The sequence below is a fragment of the Marinobacter algicola DG893 genome (genome assembly GCF_000170835.1).
GTDB classification, from domain to species: Bacteria; Pseudomonadota; Gammaproteobacteria; order Pseudomonadales; family Oleiphilaceae; genus Marinobacter; species Marinobacter algicola.
The window spans coordinates 98,216-114,871 of record NZ_ABCP01000008.1; the positions used below are offsets into that span (position 1 = coordinate 98,216).

Sequence of the window (16,656 nt, forward strand, 5' to 3'; positions counted from 1 at the left end):
CCACAGTCCCGCCACGACACGAGAGCCTTCCACAATGACTGATTCCCTGGTAACCACTGATTTCGACGCCGACACCGGCATCGCAACGTTGACCTTCAACCGGCCAGAAGCCCTGAACGCCATCAGCGTGCCCCTGGCAGAAGCCTTCCTTGCCGCGGCTCAGGCACTGAAAGACCAGTCAGGCCTTCGATGCATCGTTCTGACCGGCGCTGGGCGCGCTTTTATGGCAGGCGGGGATATCGCCAGCATGGCTGGCTCCCCCGAACAGGCGGGAGAGGCCGTCAGCGCCATTCTGGATGCGGTCAACCCGGCCATCCTCCTGCTACGCAGCATGGACGCTCCGGTGATTGCGGTGGTCAAGGGGGTTGCCGCCGGTGCCGGGCTGAGCCTGGCTTTGATGGCAGACCTTGTTATTGCTCAGGGCGACACCAGGTTTTTGATGGCTTATAACGGCATCGGCGCTGTGCCTGACTGTGGTGGCAGCTGGTTTCTGACGCACAAGATTGGCACCGGGCGGGCAGCCGAGTTAATGCTATTGGGCCGGACCCTGAGCGCGGCGGAGGCCAAAGACTGGGGCATGATCACCGAGTGCGTTCCGGAAGCCGACTTTGAAAAACGGGTGGCCGAGATAACGGAAAAAGTCGCGAATGGCCCCACCCGAGCCTTCGGTGCTTTCCGACGGCTTACCGACGGAGCCTGTGGCGATCAGTTGGCTGCTCAGTTAGAAGCGGAAAAGCAGGCATTCCTGGAAATGACGCGAACCGGAGATTTCGCAAAAGGCGTCTCGGCGTTCCTGGCCAAGCGCCCTGCTGAATTCCACGGGTCCTGACCGTCAGGGTGCTACATCCTGCGAAGCCAACGTCACGATATCCGGATATTCGTGTACCCGGATGTTCGATTCGGCGGGCGTTTGCTGAGCAAGCGCCAACACCTCATTCACCATCGCCCTGGCCACAGTGGCCGCCTCAATACCGCGAAACTTTTCCAACGGGCCGATCAATGCGCGGTTGATGAAGGGCATGGCTTTTATGCCCAGTGCTTCGGCGGTGCGCTGCTCGTTGCGGTCGCCCAACAGCAGACTGGGTTGGTAGATGGACAGGCAGGGATAGCCAAGTGACTTTATGCCGTCTTCCAGCTCTCCCTTCACTCGATTGTAGAAAACGGTGGAAGACGATGACGAGGCAATGGCAGACATCAGCACGAACACCTGTGCACCGTTTGCCCGGCCAAGTTCGGCCGCTGCCATCGGGTAACCATAATCCACTTTTCGGAACTGCTCGCGGGAGCCGGCCTTCTTGATGGTGGTGCCCAGGCAACAGACGATGGCATCGACCGCGAACAAATCGCGGTGCTCTTCCAGGTGATCAAAATCCACTTCCTGCTGACGCAGTTTTTCATGGTTCAGCGGCAGCGCTCGCCGCACCGGCGCGACAACCGACGACACCTCTTCCCGCGCCAGCAGGCCTTCGAGTACCTGACGTCCGGTCAAGCCGGTGGCACCCAACAACATCACGTTCATAAAATCTCTCTCAGCCACGAAACAACGCCCGGATATTCGATAGTATCCAACACAAACTCCTGCCCCCGCGAGGCACTTCTCAGAGTGCAGTCGTCCCCGTCCCGGGACCAGCGGGCGAGGTTACCGTGAAAACTCATCGCCGTGTCCGCCGAATCCGGATAGAAACACCCCGGTAGTCGCCATTGGGTGGTCGAAGCGGCATCCGGCGCCGTCAGGCGGAACCGATCCTCCAGACGTTCACACACCCCGGCCCCGGGCAGGCCGGTTGGTCGCCCCTCAAATTGCAGTGTATCGGAGGCCACATAAAGGGTATTTCCACCATCCGGCTGGCCATGGAAGTGCGGATGGTAACGGGCCCACTGCAGGTCACTCTCCGACAACTCATCAATGTGGTACACCTCACCTATCTGGAGCCAGCCCCACACCCCGTGAAACGGTCGGGCCTGTTTTACAAACTGCCAGCGTCGGCCCTGTTTTTCCACGTCCCGAAACAGACCGAAAAACAGGAACAGATCCCCCACGCCCACCTGCTGCTTACGAAGGTGTCCCTGTGCTGCGCCGGTTTGCCCCAGGCAAGGCCGCCAGCCGGTTTCCCGGGGATAAGCGCAAGCGATCAGATCCGGATCAAGGTGAGCCTTTCGGGCACCACCACGACGATCGCCGGTCAGGTCCGCCACCAACTTGCCAACATTCAACCCTTCATGATGGATATCACTGTAGGTGATCCGGGAACGTGAATCCGGGATCGGCAGGGTATAGAAAGACCGGTCAGGGAACACCGGGCTGGGACAGCCGCCTGCGGAGGAATCAAAGCCTTTACGGCTGAGGATCAGTTTCATAAACACATTTTTGAGCAAGGAACGGACGGCAACCATATCACGCCGTTGAAAAGCAGTTTAAACTGACGACAACAACGTTCTGGCCCACCCGCTGATTCAATACCAATCGCCCATGACTGATTTTGAAACCCTGAACACGCTGAAGGCAGGCCTGGAAGCCTGGTGGCATCCGGGCATTACCGTCGTGCTCTCAATGGCTATCACCTTTCTTGTGTACAAGGGTGTGCTGGCAACGGTTCAACGCTTAACCCGCAGCAAAACCGTTCCCCGCCTGTTCCTGGATGCGTCATCAACCGCTCTGGGTGTTGCCATTACCCTTGTGGTGCTCAATGCCATACTCGAAACCGCGTCCCAGGACCTGCCACTGATCAATCACTTGCGTCACGCCGCCACGCTGCTGCTGATTGTGGCGGTCACCTGGGCGCTGGTGCGCTGCACGTCGGCCATCGGCGACGTCATCGTCTCTCTGAATCCGGTCCTGGAAGGCCAGTGGAAACGGGCCCGCAAGGTGGAAACGCAAACGCGCTTCCTGGTGAGGGTGCTGAACATTCTCATCGTCATTGTGGGCCTGGGCGCAGCGCTGGTGACGTTCGAACCGGTTCGCCACCTTGGCAGCAGCCTGCTGGCCTCGGCGGGCATCGGCGGCATTATTCTCGGTTTCGCGGCCAAACCGGTGCTGGGCAACCTGTTGGCGGGCATGCAGATTGCCCTCACCCAGCCGTTCCGCATCGATGATGTGCTGCATGTACAGGGCGAATGGTGCTGGGTGGAGGAAGTCACCGCCACCTACGTAGTGCTGAGGGTCTGGGACCTGCGGCGGCTGGTGGTGCCGCTGCAATGGTTTATCGAAAACCCGTTCCAGAACTGGTCGAGACACGACACCGAAATGATGGGAACGGTGTTCATCACCGTCGATTATTCCATGCCCATCGAACCACTACGAACTGAGTTTGAGAGACTGCTGGAGCAGGCGCCTGACTGGGATGGGAAGACCAGGATCGTGCAGGTGACGGAAGCCGGCGAGGCCAATATCGAAGTGCGCTTTCTGCTCAGCGCCAGGGACTCAAGCTCGCTCTGGAATCTCCGCTGTGCCATCCGCGAGGGGTTGATCACCTTTATACAGGCTCAGTTTCCGGCGCATCTTCCACGGGTCCGTGCCAGGCTGGTGGAAACGCCCGACCAGTAACCCTCACACCTGCTCGGCCCCGCGCAGTATGGCGTGCAGCAACTCTTCCGCATCGAATTTGGTCAATGCCTCGTCTGCCCCCACCTGTTTGGCGTAACTCACGCTCATTTCACTGTTGAGGGAGGTATGCAAGATGATATACGGCTGCTTCAGGGCGTTGCCGCTGTCCCTCACATTGAAAGTCAGCTCGTAGCCGTCCAGGCCGGGCATTTCGATGTCACTCACCAAAATATTGATGGGTTTTCCATCGCGGTCGGCGTTCAGCATCAGGTCCAGCGCATCCCGCCCGTTGGTGGTCACGAAATAGCTCACATCCTTGCTATCCAGGGCATCCGACAGTTGTTTCCGTGCCACCTGAGAATCGTCTACCAGCAGTATATTCAGGCCTTTCAGGATTTCCCTCTGGACGTCCGTCAGCACCACTTCACGGGGATTGATGGACTCCGGATACACTCTGGCCAGCAGCAACTCCACATCCAGCAATTGGACAATCTGGTCCTCAAAATTCACCAGTCCGGTAATGAAGGCTTTGTCGCCCAGACTACGAGGTGGCGGCAGGACCTCTTTCCATTCGGTTTCGATAATTTTTCGAACGCTTCGTACCAGAAAGCCGATTTCCTGGCGCTGGATATCCGTCACAATGATGGAAGCGGTCTTGCGTTCATCCTCGGTGAGTGGCGGATAGCCAACCGCTGCCGCCATGTCGATCACCGGCACGGCCGAGCCACGAAAACTCATGGTGCCGATCACCGCCGAATGACTGTGCGGCAGTCTGGTCAGCGGTACAAATGGCATGATTTCCCGAATCTTCAGGGTGCCCAGGCCGAACGGCCTCTGATTGGTCAGATAAAATAACAGCAGTTTCTGGGGGTGTTTGGTACCCTCGGCCATAACCTTACAACCTGTCAGGAGCTTTGGAAAAAGTATAACAGGCGAAAGATAACACGCCGCCCAAACCGACACTGTAAGAATTTGCAGCCGTTCTGAGGTCGCTTGAGGCTGCCATTGAATCCAGCCCCGCCTCTCCCGCGTATCACCTATACTGTTGTCATCGGGAGGCTATTCGATGAAACGCGCTATTGCACTGATATCGGTATTCCTGTTCTTCGCCGTCATGACCGCGGGTGGCCATGCCGACAACGACACTATCGATGACGCCATCCAGAACACGATCCTGTCGCAGATTGAAGCCTTTGCCAATGACGACAGGGAAGCCGCCTGGGACTATGCCTCGGAGGGCATCAAGCAGCAATCCGGCTCGATAGATACGTTCTACGATATGGTCAAGCTGTCCTATGCGCCCGTCCACCGGGCATCGTCCATTGAGTTCATGGAGCGCATTCCCCACCCCGGTTTCCAGATTCAGGTGGTACGGCTATTGGGGCCGGAGGGAAAGCACTGGATCGCCCACTACCAAATGGTCAAGAATGGCGACGACTGGAAAATTGGCGGCGTCGGGCTCAAAGAAGGACCAAGCTCAATATAGCAGGTTACCGATAATAGGTTTCTGACACCTATGTCTTTCAGCTTTGTCCGTCCGTAAGATACATTCCATGAACCTGATTGCCGGCAGAGCCTGAACACCGTCCATGAAGAACCTGACCTTCTCCTCCCATTACGCCAGGGCCGTTCTCTATGGCCTGGAAAAGAGCGGTGGCTACTCCGATGAACTGCTTCGCAATAATGGCATCGACCCGGAGTTCATCCACTCGCCACGGGCACGGGTGCCCACGGAACAGTTTATCCGTCTGTTCCGGCTGGTGTGGGGCAAGCTGGACGATGAGTTCATGGGCCGTACCACTCACCCCTGTCGCGTGGGGCACTTTCACCTGATGGGATCACTGGTGGTTCACAGCAGCAACCTGGAGGAGGTCATCCGCCAGAGCATTCGCTGTTACCGGCTGTTCTCCGATGACATTGTGATCGAACTGGACACCCGCGGCGACGGCGTGGAGCTGAGCATCACCCATCGTCATCCGGAGCTCGACCCGGACAACTTCCTGGTGGAATGGCTGCTGATGGTGTGGCATCGGCTGATCGGCTGGCTGATCGGGCGCAAGATCGTGCTCAGCCACGCCATCTTCCAACATGATTTACCCGGACATTTTGACGAGTACCGGTTTGTCTTTCCCTGCCAGTGTTTCTTTAATCGCGACCGCAACAGTCTGTTTTTCAGCCACAACTATCTGGACATGCCAGTAACGAGAACGCCGGGGGAACTGGACAGGTTTATCGAGAAGTCGCCGCGCAACCTGTTGATCTGGACCGATGAGGACGACAGTCTGACCACCCGGGTTCGGCAGATTCTGGAAAACGTGGACGATGAACGCCTGCCCACTCTGGAGCAAATCGCCGGGCAACTGCATATGACCGCCTACACCCTGTCGCGCAAACTGAAGGCAGAAGGCAGTTCCTACCAGAAGATCAAGGACAACCTCAGGCGGGACCAGGCGGTCATCATGCTCACGCGGCAGAACCTGACGGTGTCGGAGATTTCGTCACAGCTGGGATTTACCGAGCCCGGTGCCTTTTCCCGTGCCTTCAAGCACTGGACCGGGCTCAGCCCACTGGCCTACCGCAAGCAGGACCAGTAGCTCTTTTTTCCGCTTACAGCAGTTCGATCGCGACAGCGGTACCTTCCCCGCCCCCGATGCACAGGGACGCCACGCCGCGCTTCAGGCCACGCTGTTTCAGGGCGTTGATCAGGGTGACCATGATCCGCGACCCTGAAGAGCCGATGGGGTGACCCAGGGCACAGGCGCCACCATGGACGTTCACCTTGTCAGCATCGAGCCCCAGCTCATTGATGGCAGCGAGGGTAACCACGGCAAAGGCTTCGTTGATTTCAAACAGGTCAACGTCATCGCGGCTCCAGCCGGCTTTCTTCAATACCTTCTCGATGGCACCGATGGGCGCGAGGGTGAACTCGGCCGGCAGGCGGGCGTGGGTAGCGTGAGCGACGATGCGGGCCTGAGGCGTGAGGCCGCGCTTTTCGGCTTCTTCGCGGGTGGCCAGTACCATGGCAGAGGCGCCATCGCTGATGGAGCTGGCGTTGGCAGCGGTGACAGAACCGTCTTTGGCGAAGGCCGGTTTGAGCTGGGGAATTTTCTCGGGTTTGGCTTTGCCGGGCTGTTCATCGGTGTCCACCACGGTGTCGCCGCCACGGCCGGAGACGGTCACGGGGGTGATTTCGTCGGAGAACCCGCCGTTCTTGATGGCCGACAGAGAGCGCTCGAGGGAGGCGATGGCGAAGTTGTCCATGGCCTCACGGCTGATGTCGTATTTATCAGCGGTGCGCTGGGCGAAGACGCCCATGAGGCCGCCTTCGTAGGCGTCTTCAAGGCCATCGAGGAACATGGAGTCCATGAGCTGGCCATGCCCCATACGATAGCCGGCGCGGGCTTTGGGCAGCAGGTAAGGAGCCTGGCTCATGTTTTCCATGCCGCCGGCGATCATGATGTTGTTGGTGCCGGCTTTGATCTGGTCGTGGGCAATGATGACGGCCTGCATGCCGGAGCCGCACATTTTGTTGACGGTGGTGCAACCGCTGGAATCGGGGATGCCGGAGGCGCGGGAGGCCTGGCGTGCGGGTGCCTGGCCGAGGCCACCGGGCAATACGCAGCCCATGATGACTTCCTGGATGTCGGCGGGCTGCAGGCCGCTTCTTTCGATGGCCGCCTTGATGGAAATAGCGCCGAGATCCGGGGAGCGCACGGAGCTGAGATCGCCCATCATGCCGCCCATGGGGGTTCTTGCGGAGCCTGCGATTACTACGTCGTTGCTGCTCATATCTTCAATCCTCCAATTAAGCCTTACCTAATACCGACCTGGCGATGATTTCTTTCATGACTTCAGACGTGCCGCCGTAAATTCTCTGCACCCTGGCATCGATAAATGCTCGCGAAATCGGGTACTCGCTGGTGTAACCGTAACCGCCAAACAGCTGCAAACACCCGTCGGCCACCCGGCACTGCATTTCCGTGGCGCTGTACTTGGCCATGGAAGCTGTGGGCGCGTCGAGTTCGCCTTTTTCATACAGCGCGATGCATTCGTCGACGAAGGCGCGGTTGACCCGGCAGTCGGTTTCCATGCGAGCGATTTCAAAACGGGTGTTTTGGAGTTGGGCCAGTTTCTGGCCGAACAGTTCCCGTTCCTGGGCGTAGTTGATGGTCAGGTCCAGGGCGCCGCGTGCGGCGGCAACGCCCAATGCGCCGATGACGAGGCGCTCACGGGGGAGTTCTCGCATCAGGTACATGAAGCCCTGGCCTTCCTCACCCAGCAGTGCCGAAGCGGGAATGCGCATGTCGGAGAAGAAGAGTTCCGAGGTGTCGCCGGAGTGCTGGCCGATTTTGTCGAGGTTGCGGCCTTTGCTGTAGCCGGGCAACGAAGTGTCGACCAGGAACAGGCTGATGCCACGGGCGCCGGCCTTGGGGTCGGTTTTGGCGGCGACGATGACCATGTCGGCGTGCTGGCCGTTGGTGATGAAGGTCTTCGAGCCGTTGAGAATGTAGTCATCGCCGTCTTTGACGGCACTGGTGCGGATGGCCTGGAGGTCGCTGCCAGCGCCGGGTTCGGTCATGGCGATGGCGCCGACGGCTTCGCCGGAGACCATTTTGGGCAGCCAGTATTGGCGCTGTTCTTCGTTGCCGATGTGGCTGAGGTACGGGGCGACGATGTCGGAGTGCACCATGACATTGGTGGACAGGGCGCCAAAGCCCATGCGGGCCATTTCTTCGCCCACGACAACAGAGTACTGGAAGGGGGCGCCGCAGCCGCCCCAGTCTTCGGGTACGTCGACGCACAGCATGCCGGCGTTGCCCAGGGTGTCCCAGAGTTCCCGGGGCACGATGCCGGAGTGTTCCCACGCTTCGTAGTGGGGTGTTACTTCGGTTTCCAGGGCCTTGATGACGGACTCCCGGAACATGTCGAGTTCTTCTTGATCAACAGCGCTGGTCATGGGTATCTCCCGTCGGTGAATCGTGTGGCCTTGTTTGGGTAATCATCAGTCTGTCGCAGTCGCGGTCTTAGCGCCATGACATAACCGGGCAGGAAATTTGATAAAAAATGACACCCCGGGACGGCATTGTGGGCTGCCCCGAGGTTTATATATCACTCGCGGTCAGAGCTTTTTGGCGTCGTCCCGCAGCACGAACTTCTGGATCTTGCCGGTGGACGTTTTCGGCAGTTCGCTGAACACGATCGTCTTGGGTACTTTGAATTTCGCCATCCGCTCCCGGCAGAAGGCGATGATATCGTCCTCGCTGACCTCCCCTGCTTCCGGCTTGAGCGTTACGAAGGCGCAGGGTGTTTCGCCCCACTTTTCGTCCGGCCTTGCCACCACAGCGGCTTCGAGGATATCGGGATGGCGGTAGAGCACATCCTCCACTTCGATGGTCGAGATGTTCTCGCCACCGGAAATGATGATGTCTTTCAGGCGATCCTTGATCTCCGCATACCCATCGGCGTGCCAGACGGCCAGGTCGCCGGTGTGGAACCAGCCGCCGCGGAAAGCTTCCTCGGTGGCTTTGGGGTTTTTCAGGTAACCCTTCATCACCGTGTTGCCGCGCAGGAAAATCTCGCCGATGGTGTTGCCGTCTTTCGGCACCGCTTCCATGGTTTCCGGATCACCTACCATCATGCCAGCCAGGGTATGGTAGCGAACGCCCTGCCGTGCCTTGATGCGGGCCCGGTCTTCCACCGGCAGGTCATCCCATTCGGATTTCCACGCACACACCGTGACCGGCCCGTACACCTCGGTAAGTCCGTAAACGTGGGTCACGCGAAAGCCCATGTTTTCGATGGCTTCGATGACTTTTGCCGGGGGTGCCGCACCTGCGGTCATTGCCTGAACGGTGTGGCTGAAGCTGGACTTTGCCGCTTCTGAAGCGCCCAGCAAGGTGTTCAATACGATGGGCGCCCCGCACATGTGGCTGACTTTGTGTTCGCTGATCAGCTGCAGGATCTTCTCTGGCTCCACCTTACGCAGGCACACGTGGGTGCCGGCAAAGGCGGTGATGGTCCAGGGGAAACACCAGCCGTTGCAGTGGAACATCGGCAGCGTCCACAGGTACACCGGATGCATGCCCATGGACCACACCGCCTGGTTGCCCATGGCGTTTTCGTAGGCACCGCGATGATGGTACACCACGCCTTTCGGGTTACCGGTGGTGCCGGAGGTATAGCACAGCGAAATCGCATCCCATTCGTCCGCCGGCATTTGCCAGTCGAAGGCCGGGTCGCCGCTGGCTACGAAAGCGTCGTAATCCAGATCGCTCACCTGGGTTCCGGCACCGCTGAATTCGGGGTCGTTGACATCAATCACCTGCGGCGGGTTGTCGAGCATGCCAACGGCTTCGTTGATGACGTCGCCAAACTCCCGGTCGGCAATCAGAACTTTCGCCTCGCCGTGCTCCAGCATGAAGGCAATGGCCTTGGCATCCAGGCGGGTATTCAGGGCGTTGAGTACTGCCCCCAACATGGGGATGCCGAAATGACATTCCAGCATGGGCGGAATGTTTGGCAGCATCGCCGCCACGGTGTCGCCCTTGCCGACACCTCTGTCAGCCAGCGCGGACGCCAGGCGGCGACAACGCTCGTAGGTCTGCTGCCAGTTGCGGCGTGTAGCACCGTGAATCACCGCCGGGTATTCCGGGTACACGCTGGCCGTGCGGGCCAGGAAATCCAGCGGTGTCAGTGTCGCGTTATTGGCGTCGGTCGGCTCTAATCCCTTGTCGAAGATGGAGTTCATACGGGTCTCCTGGTGTTGTTATTCAACACCTGACTATAGGGCACGGCCGACGTTTCAGCTAACCCCCGTAGCCGTTCGACGGGTATCCGGCTGATCCAGCCGCGCCATTTCCTCCAGCAGCTCCGAGGTCTTTTGCTTCATCAGCGCAATGTCCCCCCGGGACTCTACATTCAGCCGCACCAGCGGCTCGGTGTTCGACATTCGGAGATTGAAACGCCAGCGTTCAAATTCCACGCTCAGACCATCAACGTGCCGGACGGATACCGCATCGGCACCATAGATTTCCTCGATCACCGCAAGCAACCGGGCCGGATCGTCCACCGTACGGTTGATCTCTCCGCTTGCGGGGAATGCCTCAATGCGGGCATCGATCAGCGACGATAGCGGCTGCCCTATCTGGCACAGACGTTCGGCCACCAGAAGCCAGGGAATCATGCCGCTGTCGCAGTAGGCGAAGTCGCGGAAATAGTGGTGGGCGCTCATTTCACCCCCATACAGGGCATCTTCCTCGCGCATCCGTTGTTTGATAAACGCGTGTCCGGTTTTGCTTTCGATGGGCGTTCCGCCAGCCTCTCGGACCAGCTCCTGGGTATTCCAGGTCAGCCGCGGGTCGTGAATGATCTTGCCGCCATCCACCTTCTGCAGAAACTGGTCCGCCAACAGGCCCACGATGTAATAGCCTTCGATAAACCGGCCGTTTTCGTCGAAGAAGAAACAACGGTCGTAGTCGCCGTCCCAGGCGATACCCATATCAGCCCCCTCGCGCAGAACCGCCTCAGCGGTGACCGCCCGGTTTTCCTCGAGCAGAGGATTGGGAACCCCGTTCGGGAAATGCCCATCTGGGTCGTGATGCAGCCTTACGAAATCAAAGGGCAGCCACCGTGATAACGCGTCGATAACCGGCCCCGCACCGCCGTTGCCCGCATTAACCACCACTTTCAATGGGTTGATTTTAGTGCCGTCGATGTACCCCAACAAATGATGGATATAGTCGGCCTCCACTGACAGGCTTTCCAGGCGCCCCGGAACGGCGGCATCCATAAACGGCTGGGATACCCTGTCGCGGATGGCATTCAGGCCGTTATCCGAGCTGATGGGGCGCGATTCGCGGCCGACCAGCTTCATGCCATTGTGATCCTTGGGGTTGTGGCTGGCCGTCACCATGATGCCGCCATCCATGCTGTAATGGCTGGTGGCAAAATAGACCTGCTCGGTACCGCAAAGACCGATGTCATAGACATCCGCCCCTGCTGCTTTGAGCCCGATGGTCAATGCTGCTGCAATCTCCGGGCTCGATAGCCGGATGTCATACCCCACCACAACCCTGCGGGCACTCGTCAGCTCCACATACGCACGCCCGATACGCTCTGCCAGTTCGGGATTCAACTGGTCGGGAACCCGACCGCGCAGGTCATAAGCCTTAAAACAGGACACGTCCATAGCTGTTTCTCCGTCAAACCTTCGATCAATGGCGCGGCCCGCTCTTTACAGCTCCGGCGGTTATGCAGAGCGGGCCGCGTTGGCCCTACACTTTTTCCGACATCACCGGAATCTGCTCTTCCTCCACGTCCGGGGTGGGCGCGGCGCGACCGTAGCGGTCGTCCAGGCGTTCAATGTCATCCTCCCCCAGGTAAGCGCCTGACTGGACTTCAATCAGTTCGAGAGGAATGCACCCGGGGTTGAACAACCGGTGCACCGCGCCAATGGGGATGTAGGTCGATTCGTTTTCCGAGAGCAGGAACGTTTCCTCGTTACGGGTCACTTCGGCCGTACCCTTTACGATGATCCAGTGCTCAGCCCGGTGATGGTGCTTCTGCAGCGACAGCTTCTCGCCCGGCTTGACGCTTATGCGTTTCACCTGAAAACGGTTGCCCATATCGATGCTGTCGTAGCTGCCCCAGGGGCGATACACCTGCCGATGCGTGCGGGTTTCCGAGCGTTGGTCCGCGTTCAGCCGCTTCACCAGTTTCTTGACGTCCTGCACCTTGTCCTTGTGGGCAACCATCAACGCATCCTTGGTGTCGACCACCACCAGGTCTTTCACGCCCAACATGGCCACCAGCTTGTCCGAGGTGTGCACCAGGCAGTTATCGCTGTCTTCCAGGCAGGCGTCGCCCAGGATGGCATTGGCGTTCTCATCCTTGTCGGTCACATCCCAGATCGTGGACCAGGAGCCAACGTCGCTCCAGCCGGCATCCATGGGCACCAACAGGGCTTTGGACGTTTTCTCCATCACCGCGTAGTCAATGGAATCGTCCGGGCAGTGCTCGAATATCTCCGAGGGAATACGGGTAAAGTCCATGTCGCGTTCGAGGCTTCGGGCAGCCAGAAGACAGGTGTCGTAAATGTCCGGGCTGTGTTTTTTCAGTTCCGCCAGATAGCTGTCGGCGCGGAACATGAACATCCCGCTGTTCCAGTAGTAGCCACCGGCAGACAACAGCGCGGCGGCTTTTTCCGCGTCCGGTTTCTCGATAAAGCGGGACACCGGCCTGGCAGCGCCGGGCGCTTCTCCGGACTGGCCGGCCGCGATATAGCCGTAGCCGGTTTCCGGCCGGGTTGGTGTAATACCAAACAGCACCAATCCTCCGGATCTGGCGGCTTCCTGCCCTTGGGCAACGGCTCGCTGGAATGCCTCGACATTTTCTATGGCATGATCCGCGGGCAACACCAGCATGATGGCTTTGGGATCTTTCCTGGCGACTTCGATCGCGGCCATCGCGACCGCCGGGGCGGTGTTGCGGCCAAACGGCTCCAGCAGGATCGACAACGGTTGGCGGCCTATGGCCTCCAACTGCTCTTTGACAATAAAACGGTGCTCATCGTTGGCCACCACAACCGGCGACTCGGTGTCGTCAACCGGTAACCGGCACAGAGTTTCCTGCAGCATACTTTGCTCTCCCACCAATGGGAGGAACTGCTTGGGATAGGCCTGGCGCGAGAGCGGCCAAAGCCGTGAACCGTTACCACCTGAGAGTATGACTGGAATCATCGTTCTGCTCCTTTGCTCTACAAAGACGTACCACAGGGACGTCCGTTGGCGTGTTGATCAGGACCCTTGAACCAGGGCCCGTTAGAACCGTTTACTTAGGGTGATGTTGCTGGGTGGATCCGGCTGCGCGCCCTCGGGCCACAGCGGGTTAATGCCGTACAGATAGGAAATATCGCCACCCAGACGGGTGGATTTCATCGGCCGAAGTTCGTCCAGAAAGGCGGGCATTCCCTCAACCGGGCCCCAGGCCGCCTGCCAGGGTTCCATCCAGGCCAGGGACCAGGCTTTATAAAGCCCGTCGACAATCTGCTCGTCTCCGGTGATGTCTTCAATTCGTTCCGGATCATCCAGCCCCGCGACGACATTTCCGGCCATCTTCGTAAATTGGTCCTGGTAACGCTCGTAAACAGAGTTGCCATTGACCTCGGCAAACAGCGCGATCATGGTCAGGGGCTGCATGGCGTAGTTCATATATTCCAAGGCCCGAGTTTCCCGGCTGAGTTCCTTGGGCAGGTAACCGTCCTCATTGATCTGCCCCATGGCTTCATCGAACTTGGCCAGCGACCAGTTCCAGTCGTCGCAGTCCTGGGTTGCCACCGATGCCGACATCACGGCCCAGGCCGCCCAGTAGTCATGGTTGTTGACCTTCTTGGCTTTTCGATCCGTGTAGTAATCGCGGACCCCATCGCTCAAGCGCAGAAACCAGTCCTCAATTCGGCGCGCCCGCTCCAGGTCCATGGCGGCCTCCGGCGCCGACGTCCACATCCTGAGATAGGCGTTCGCAGCGGCTGCCAGTGCCCATTTGCGTACCGCCTGACCGACGTGGTTGACGTCCTCCGTCAACAGGGCCTCCGATGACGCCCATGCGTCGAGGTTGTCCAGCACGCAATCCAGCGCTGCAGGACCATCGCCATCAACCTGGTAGTCATCGGCGGCAGCGATAACAGCCTTCTCGAAATCACGCACGTTGCTGGTGGCCTTTTTGTACTCCTCATAGGCCTGCTTGTTCAGATTGTTGCGAGCGCTGTCACTGCCCTTGTACTTGCTGGTCAGCGACAGCGAGCCGACGTGCGGCTCAACCCGCTCGCAGTCGTAGTCGCCGCCATCCTGTTCTTGCGGCGTCTGGTAATAACCCACCGGGGCTCGCAGTTCTCCGTTCAGGCACTGCCCGGCGTGCACGCTGCTTACACCAAAGACGGCAGTGATCGCCGCAGACAGCAGCACCCGGCCCCATTGCCGATGTTCAGAGCGTTGTTGGATTCGCATAACCATCCTCTCTATGCGTTGGATGAATGTGCGTCAGATGTCCTGACGGCGACAGATTTTCGTGGTTACCGTTAAGCCTTCCGAGACCTGCTCCGGTTTCAGCGCGAGGTCCAGCGACATGAACATCTCATCGTTCCAGTTCGGCCCTTCGGGGAGCTCGAAGACAAACCGGCCAGGTGTTTCAACCCGGTCGCCGTACTCCATATCCACGCGGTCCTTGCGCCCGAACACGTACCAGATGAAGGCATCGACCTCTTTCACCCCCGGGTCACTGAACTGCAGGTCAACAACGTATTCGTTGCTGGGCATTTCGATGAACTGCCCACCGCCGTTGTAGAGCACTTCGGTGGTGCCGGCCTTGACCGGCGTGGTTTTCTGAAGCACCGGCTCCTGGCTCTCACAGGCACCACTGATCATCGGCGTGACCTGCCGATAGAACTCGGCACTGTCGAGATTGTGATAACCCGGCACTTCCCAGATCATGATCTTGGGTGGCGACTCCCGGAAGTTGTCGGAAAGCAGGTACTCGTACATGGAGCCGTCATAGCTGCCGCCAGCAACCGCCACGTTGAGCACCTCGACACCCAGAAACTCCTGCAGCGCCCCGACGAAGTTGTAGTCCTGGGCGCCCTTACTGTTACTGGTGCCCACCAGGGTAATGGGCGGCAATTCCTGGTCGCCAAACAGGGCGCTGGCTTCAGCGGATTGGCCGGTACCGGACGATTCGGTGCGGAACTCGTCGACGTACTGCGAGCCGTATTCGAAGCCGCAGATCCGTTTAACCGCGTCCTGAAGCGACCCGTCTTTTCGGATCAACCCGGACCGACGAGTCACGAATTCCTGCTGCGCCAGCGACTGATAGGCCGGCATATCCTTGATTCGCTCCGCCACGATTTTCGCGGTCCGCCGGGCACCATAGGGTGTCCAGTGGTGATCCCGCTTGAAGAAGAAGGCGTCTTCACGGGATTCTTCGTCCAGAAGGGGCGTCAAGTCCGGAACCACCAGCCCTGCCTGACGAAAACGCATCAACGCGTCAGAGTAGTTTTTACGGGCCACGTTCCAACTGAACGGCACCGGTGATGTCGCCGGCAGGTGGTTGGGATGCACCAGGCCTTTCGTCGGCTGGAACACCATGACCAACTCGGTACCGGTGGTTTGCTTCAGGTGCCTGGCAAAGCGCTTCAGGTGTTTCAGGCCTTCCAGGTTCGGCCCGAACTGTTCAACCAGCTCCGCTTCCGAACGGAACAGCCAGCCGTCTTTGCCCTGTACCAGCATCTTGAAATTCTTCAGATAACCGGTGTCGTAGCTGGATGGGTACGCCGTGAGTGGGCACAGGTCGCAACAGCGTTCAATGTTGTATTCAGGCAGCTCGGCGGCGCTGGCCTTTACACCCGCGACACTGAGCAGCCCGAGCGCAACCAGCGCCCATAACCCACGGCCTCTGAACACCTGCTTCATACCGATGTATCCACCCGGCTTTCCGCAACCACCAGCCGTGGTTCACCGCCGACATCAATGGCAAACACGCTGAATACCTTGCCGCGTTGCAGATTGACCTCGCCGGTTTTGGCCAGCGCCTGGCCACTCTGGAACGCACCCAGCGCGATCTGAACGGCGTTGATCTCGCGATTGGCCACCGCCAGTGAACCCACCGAGTCAATAACATCGACCTTGCCATCAGACGTCTTCAGCGTGACGCCACCGGTGTTGGTCAGGTTGTAGAAAGACAGCAGTGCCTTGCGGGGATTGTCGAAGGTGACATCCTTCAGCACCTTCAACTTGCCGGAGGCAAGCACGACCACGGTGTAGAACTCGTTTTTCTTCATGGTGACGGAGGCTTGCTGCCCGGCAACGTCCACCTGGTAGGAACCCTCCGCAAGGTAAATGTAGGGGCTCGCCTCCAACGGCGATACTTCCTTGATCACCTTGTCGCCCACAGAGGCGCGAGCGATGGCGCCGCTGGCATCTGCGTTCACCACGCGAATGAAGGCCGCCCCGTCCGGCGCCTCTGCGGCATAAAGCGCGTCCTCGCCGGCCTGGGCCATGTTCATGGAGACCAGCAAACTGCTGATCAGGGCAAAAAAAGCGGTGTGCATCAGTGCTCTCATT

15 protein-coding genes are annotated in these 16,656 nt (G+C 59.1%); 4 read left to right on the forward strand and 11 right to left on the reverse strand.

Annotation, left to right across the window (positions count from 1 at the left end; all coding sequences use genetic code 11):
• Window positions 1-34: 34 nt before the first annotated feature.
• On the forward strand, window positions 35-829 hold the full coding sequence (locus MDG893_RS08230; protein ID WP_007153292.1) for an enoyl-CoA hydratase-related protein: 795 nt from the start codon (window positions 35-37) through the stop codon (window positions 827-829).
• Window positions 830-832: 3 nt separating this feature from the next.
• On the opposite strand, the gene MDG893_RS08235 is transcribed toward MDG893_RS08230, so the two are convergent.
• Together MDG893_RS08235 and MDG893_RS08240 are read right to left on the reverse strand one after the other, a co-directional pair.
• Window positions 833-1,519, reverse strand: a complete 687-nt coding sequence (locus MDG893_RS08235) for an NAD-dependent epimerase/dehydratase family protein (RefSeq protein WP_007153293.1) — start codon at window positions 1,517-1,519, stop codon at window positions 833-835.
• On the reverse strand, window positions 1,516-2,358 hold the full coding sequence (locus tag MDG893_RS08240) for an Nmad3 family putative nucleotide modification protein (RefSeq protein WP_040474436.1): 843 nt from the start codon (window positions 2,356-2,358) through the stop codon (window positions 1,516-1,518). The genes MDG893_RS08235 and MDG893_RS08240 overlap by 4 nt, the downstream gene beginning before the upstream one ends.
• Before the next feature lie 112 nt (window positions 2,359-2,470).
• Between MDG893_RS08240 and MDG893_RS08245 the strand changes: the two genes are divergently transcribed.
• Complete coding sequence (locus tag MDG893_RS08245; RefSeq protein WP_007153295.1) at window positions 2,471-3,544, forward strand: mechanosensitive ion channel family protein; 1,074 nt, start codon at window positions 2,471-2,473, stop codon at window positions 3,542-3,544.
• A 3-nt stretch (window positions 3,545-3,547) separates the two neighbouring features.
• On the opposite strand, the gene MDG893_RS08250 is transcribed toward MDG893_RS08245, so the two are convergent.
• Entirely contained in the window at window positions 3,548-4,435 is an 888-nt protein-coding gene (locus MDG893_RS08250) for a chemotaxis protein (protein ID WP_007153296.1), read from the reverse strand.
• Between the two features lie 175 nt (window positions 4,436-4,610).
• On the opposite strand from MDG893_RS08250, the gene MDG893_RS08255 reads away from it, so the two are divergent.
• Together MDG893_RS08255 and MDG893_RS08260 are read left to right on the forward strand one after the other, a co-directional pair.
• Window positions 4,611-5,030, forward strand: coding sequence for a DUF4864 domain-containing protein (locus MDG893_RS08255; protein WP_007153297.1), 420 nt, complete (start codon window positions 4,611-4,613; stop codon window positions 5,028-5,030).
• A gap of 103 nt (window positions 5,031-5,133) precedes the next feature.
• Window positions 5,134-6,138, forward strand: a complete 1,005-nt coding sequence (locus MDG893_RS08260; protein ID WP_007153298.1) for an AraC family transcriptional regulator — start codon at window positions 5,134-5,136, stop codon at window positions 6,136-6,138.
• Between the two features lie 13 nt (window positions 6,139-6,151).
• On the opposite strand, the gene MDG893_RS08265 is transcribed toward MDG893_RS08260, so the two are convergent.
• The 8 genes from MDG893_RS08265 to MDG893_RS08300 form a co-directional block, all read right to left on the reverse strand.
• Window positions 6,152-7,333, reverse strand: a complete 1,182-nt coding sequence (locus MDG893_RS08265) for a thiolase family protein (RefSeq protein WP_007153299.1) — start codon at window positions 7,331-7,333, stop codon at window positions 6,152-6,154.
• A 16-nt stretch (window positions 7,334-7,349) separates the two neighbouring features.
• Complete coding sequence (locus MDG893_RS08270; RefSeq protein ID WP_007153300.1) at window positions 7,350-8,501, reverse strand: acyl-CoA dehydrogenase family protein; 1,152 nt, start codon at window positions 8,499-8,501, stop codon at window positions 7,350-7,352.
• Window positions 8,502-8,663: 162 nt separating this feature from the next.
• Complete coding sequence (locus MDG893_RS08275) at window positions 8,664-10,292, reverse strand: acyl-CoA synthetase (RefSeq protein ID WP_007153301.1); 1,629 nt, start codon at window positions 10,290-10,292, stop codon at window positions 8,664-8,666.
• Between the two features lie 54 nt (window positions 10,293-10,346).
• Window positions 10,347-11,732, reverse strand: coding sequence for a phosphohexomutase domain-containing protein (locus MDG893_RS08280; protein ID WP_007153302.1), 1,386 nt, complete (start codon window positions 11,730-11,732; stop codon window positions 10,347-10,349).
• An 85-nt stretch (window positions 11,733-11,817) separates the two neighbouring features.
• Window positions 11,818-13,281 (reverse strand): mannose-1-phosphate guanylyltransferase/mannose-6-phosphate isomerase, encoded by a 1,464-nt coding sequence (locus tag MDG893_RS08285; protein WP_007153303.1) that lies wholly within the window; start codon window positions 13,279-13,281, stop codon window positions 11,818-11,820.
• An 81-nt stretch (window positions 13,282-13,362) separates the two neighbouring features.
• The gene (locus MDG893_RS08290) at window positions 13,363-14,547 is read right to left on the reverse strand and encodes an alginate lyase family protein (RefSeq protein WP_007153304.1); all 1,185 of its coding nucleotides are present in this window, start codon (window positions 14,545-14,547) and stop codon (window positions 13,363-13,365) included.
• Between the two features lie 33 nt (window positions 14,548-14,580).
• The gene (locus MDG893_RS08295) at window positions 14,581-16,005 is read right to left on the reverse strand and encodes an alginate O-acetyltransferase AlgX-related protein (RefSeq protein WP_007153305.1); all 1,425 of its coding nucleotides are present in this window, start codon (window positions 16,003-16,005) and stop codon (window positions 14,581-14,583) included.
• The gene (locus MDG893_RS08300) at window positions 16,002-16,655 is read right to left on the reverse strand and encodes an alginate O-acetyltransferase AlgF (protein WP_007153306.1); all 654 of its coding nucleotides are present in this window, start codon (window positions 16,653-16,655) and stop codon (window positions 16,002-16,004) included. Before MDG893_RS08300 ends, MDG893_RS08295 begins: the two co-directional genes overlap by 4 nt.
• Between the last annotated feature and the right edge of the window lies 1 nt (window position 16,656).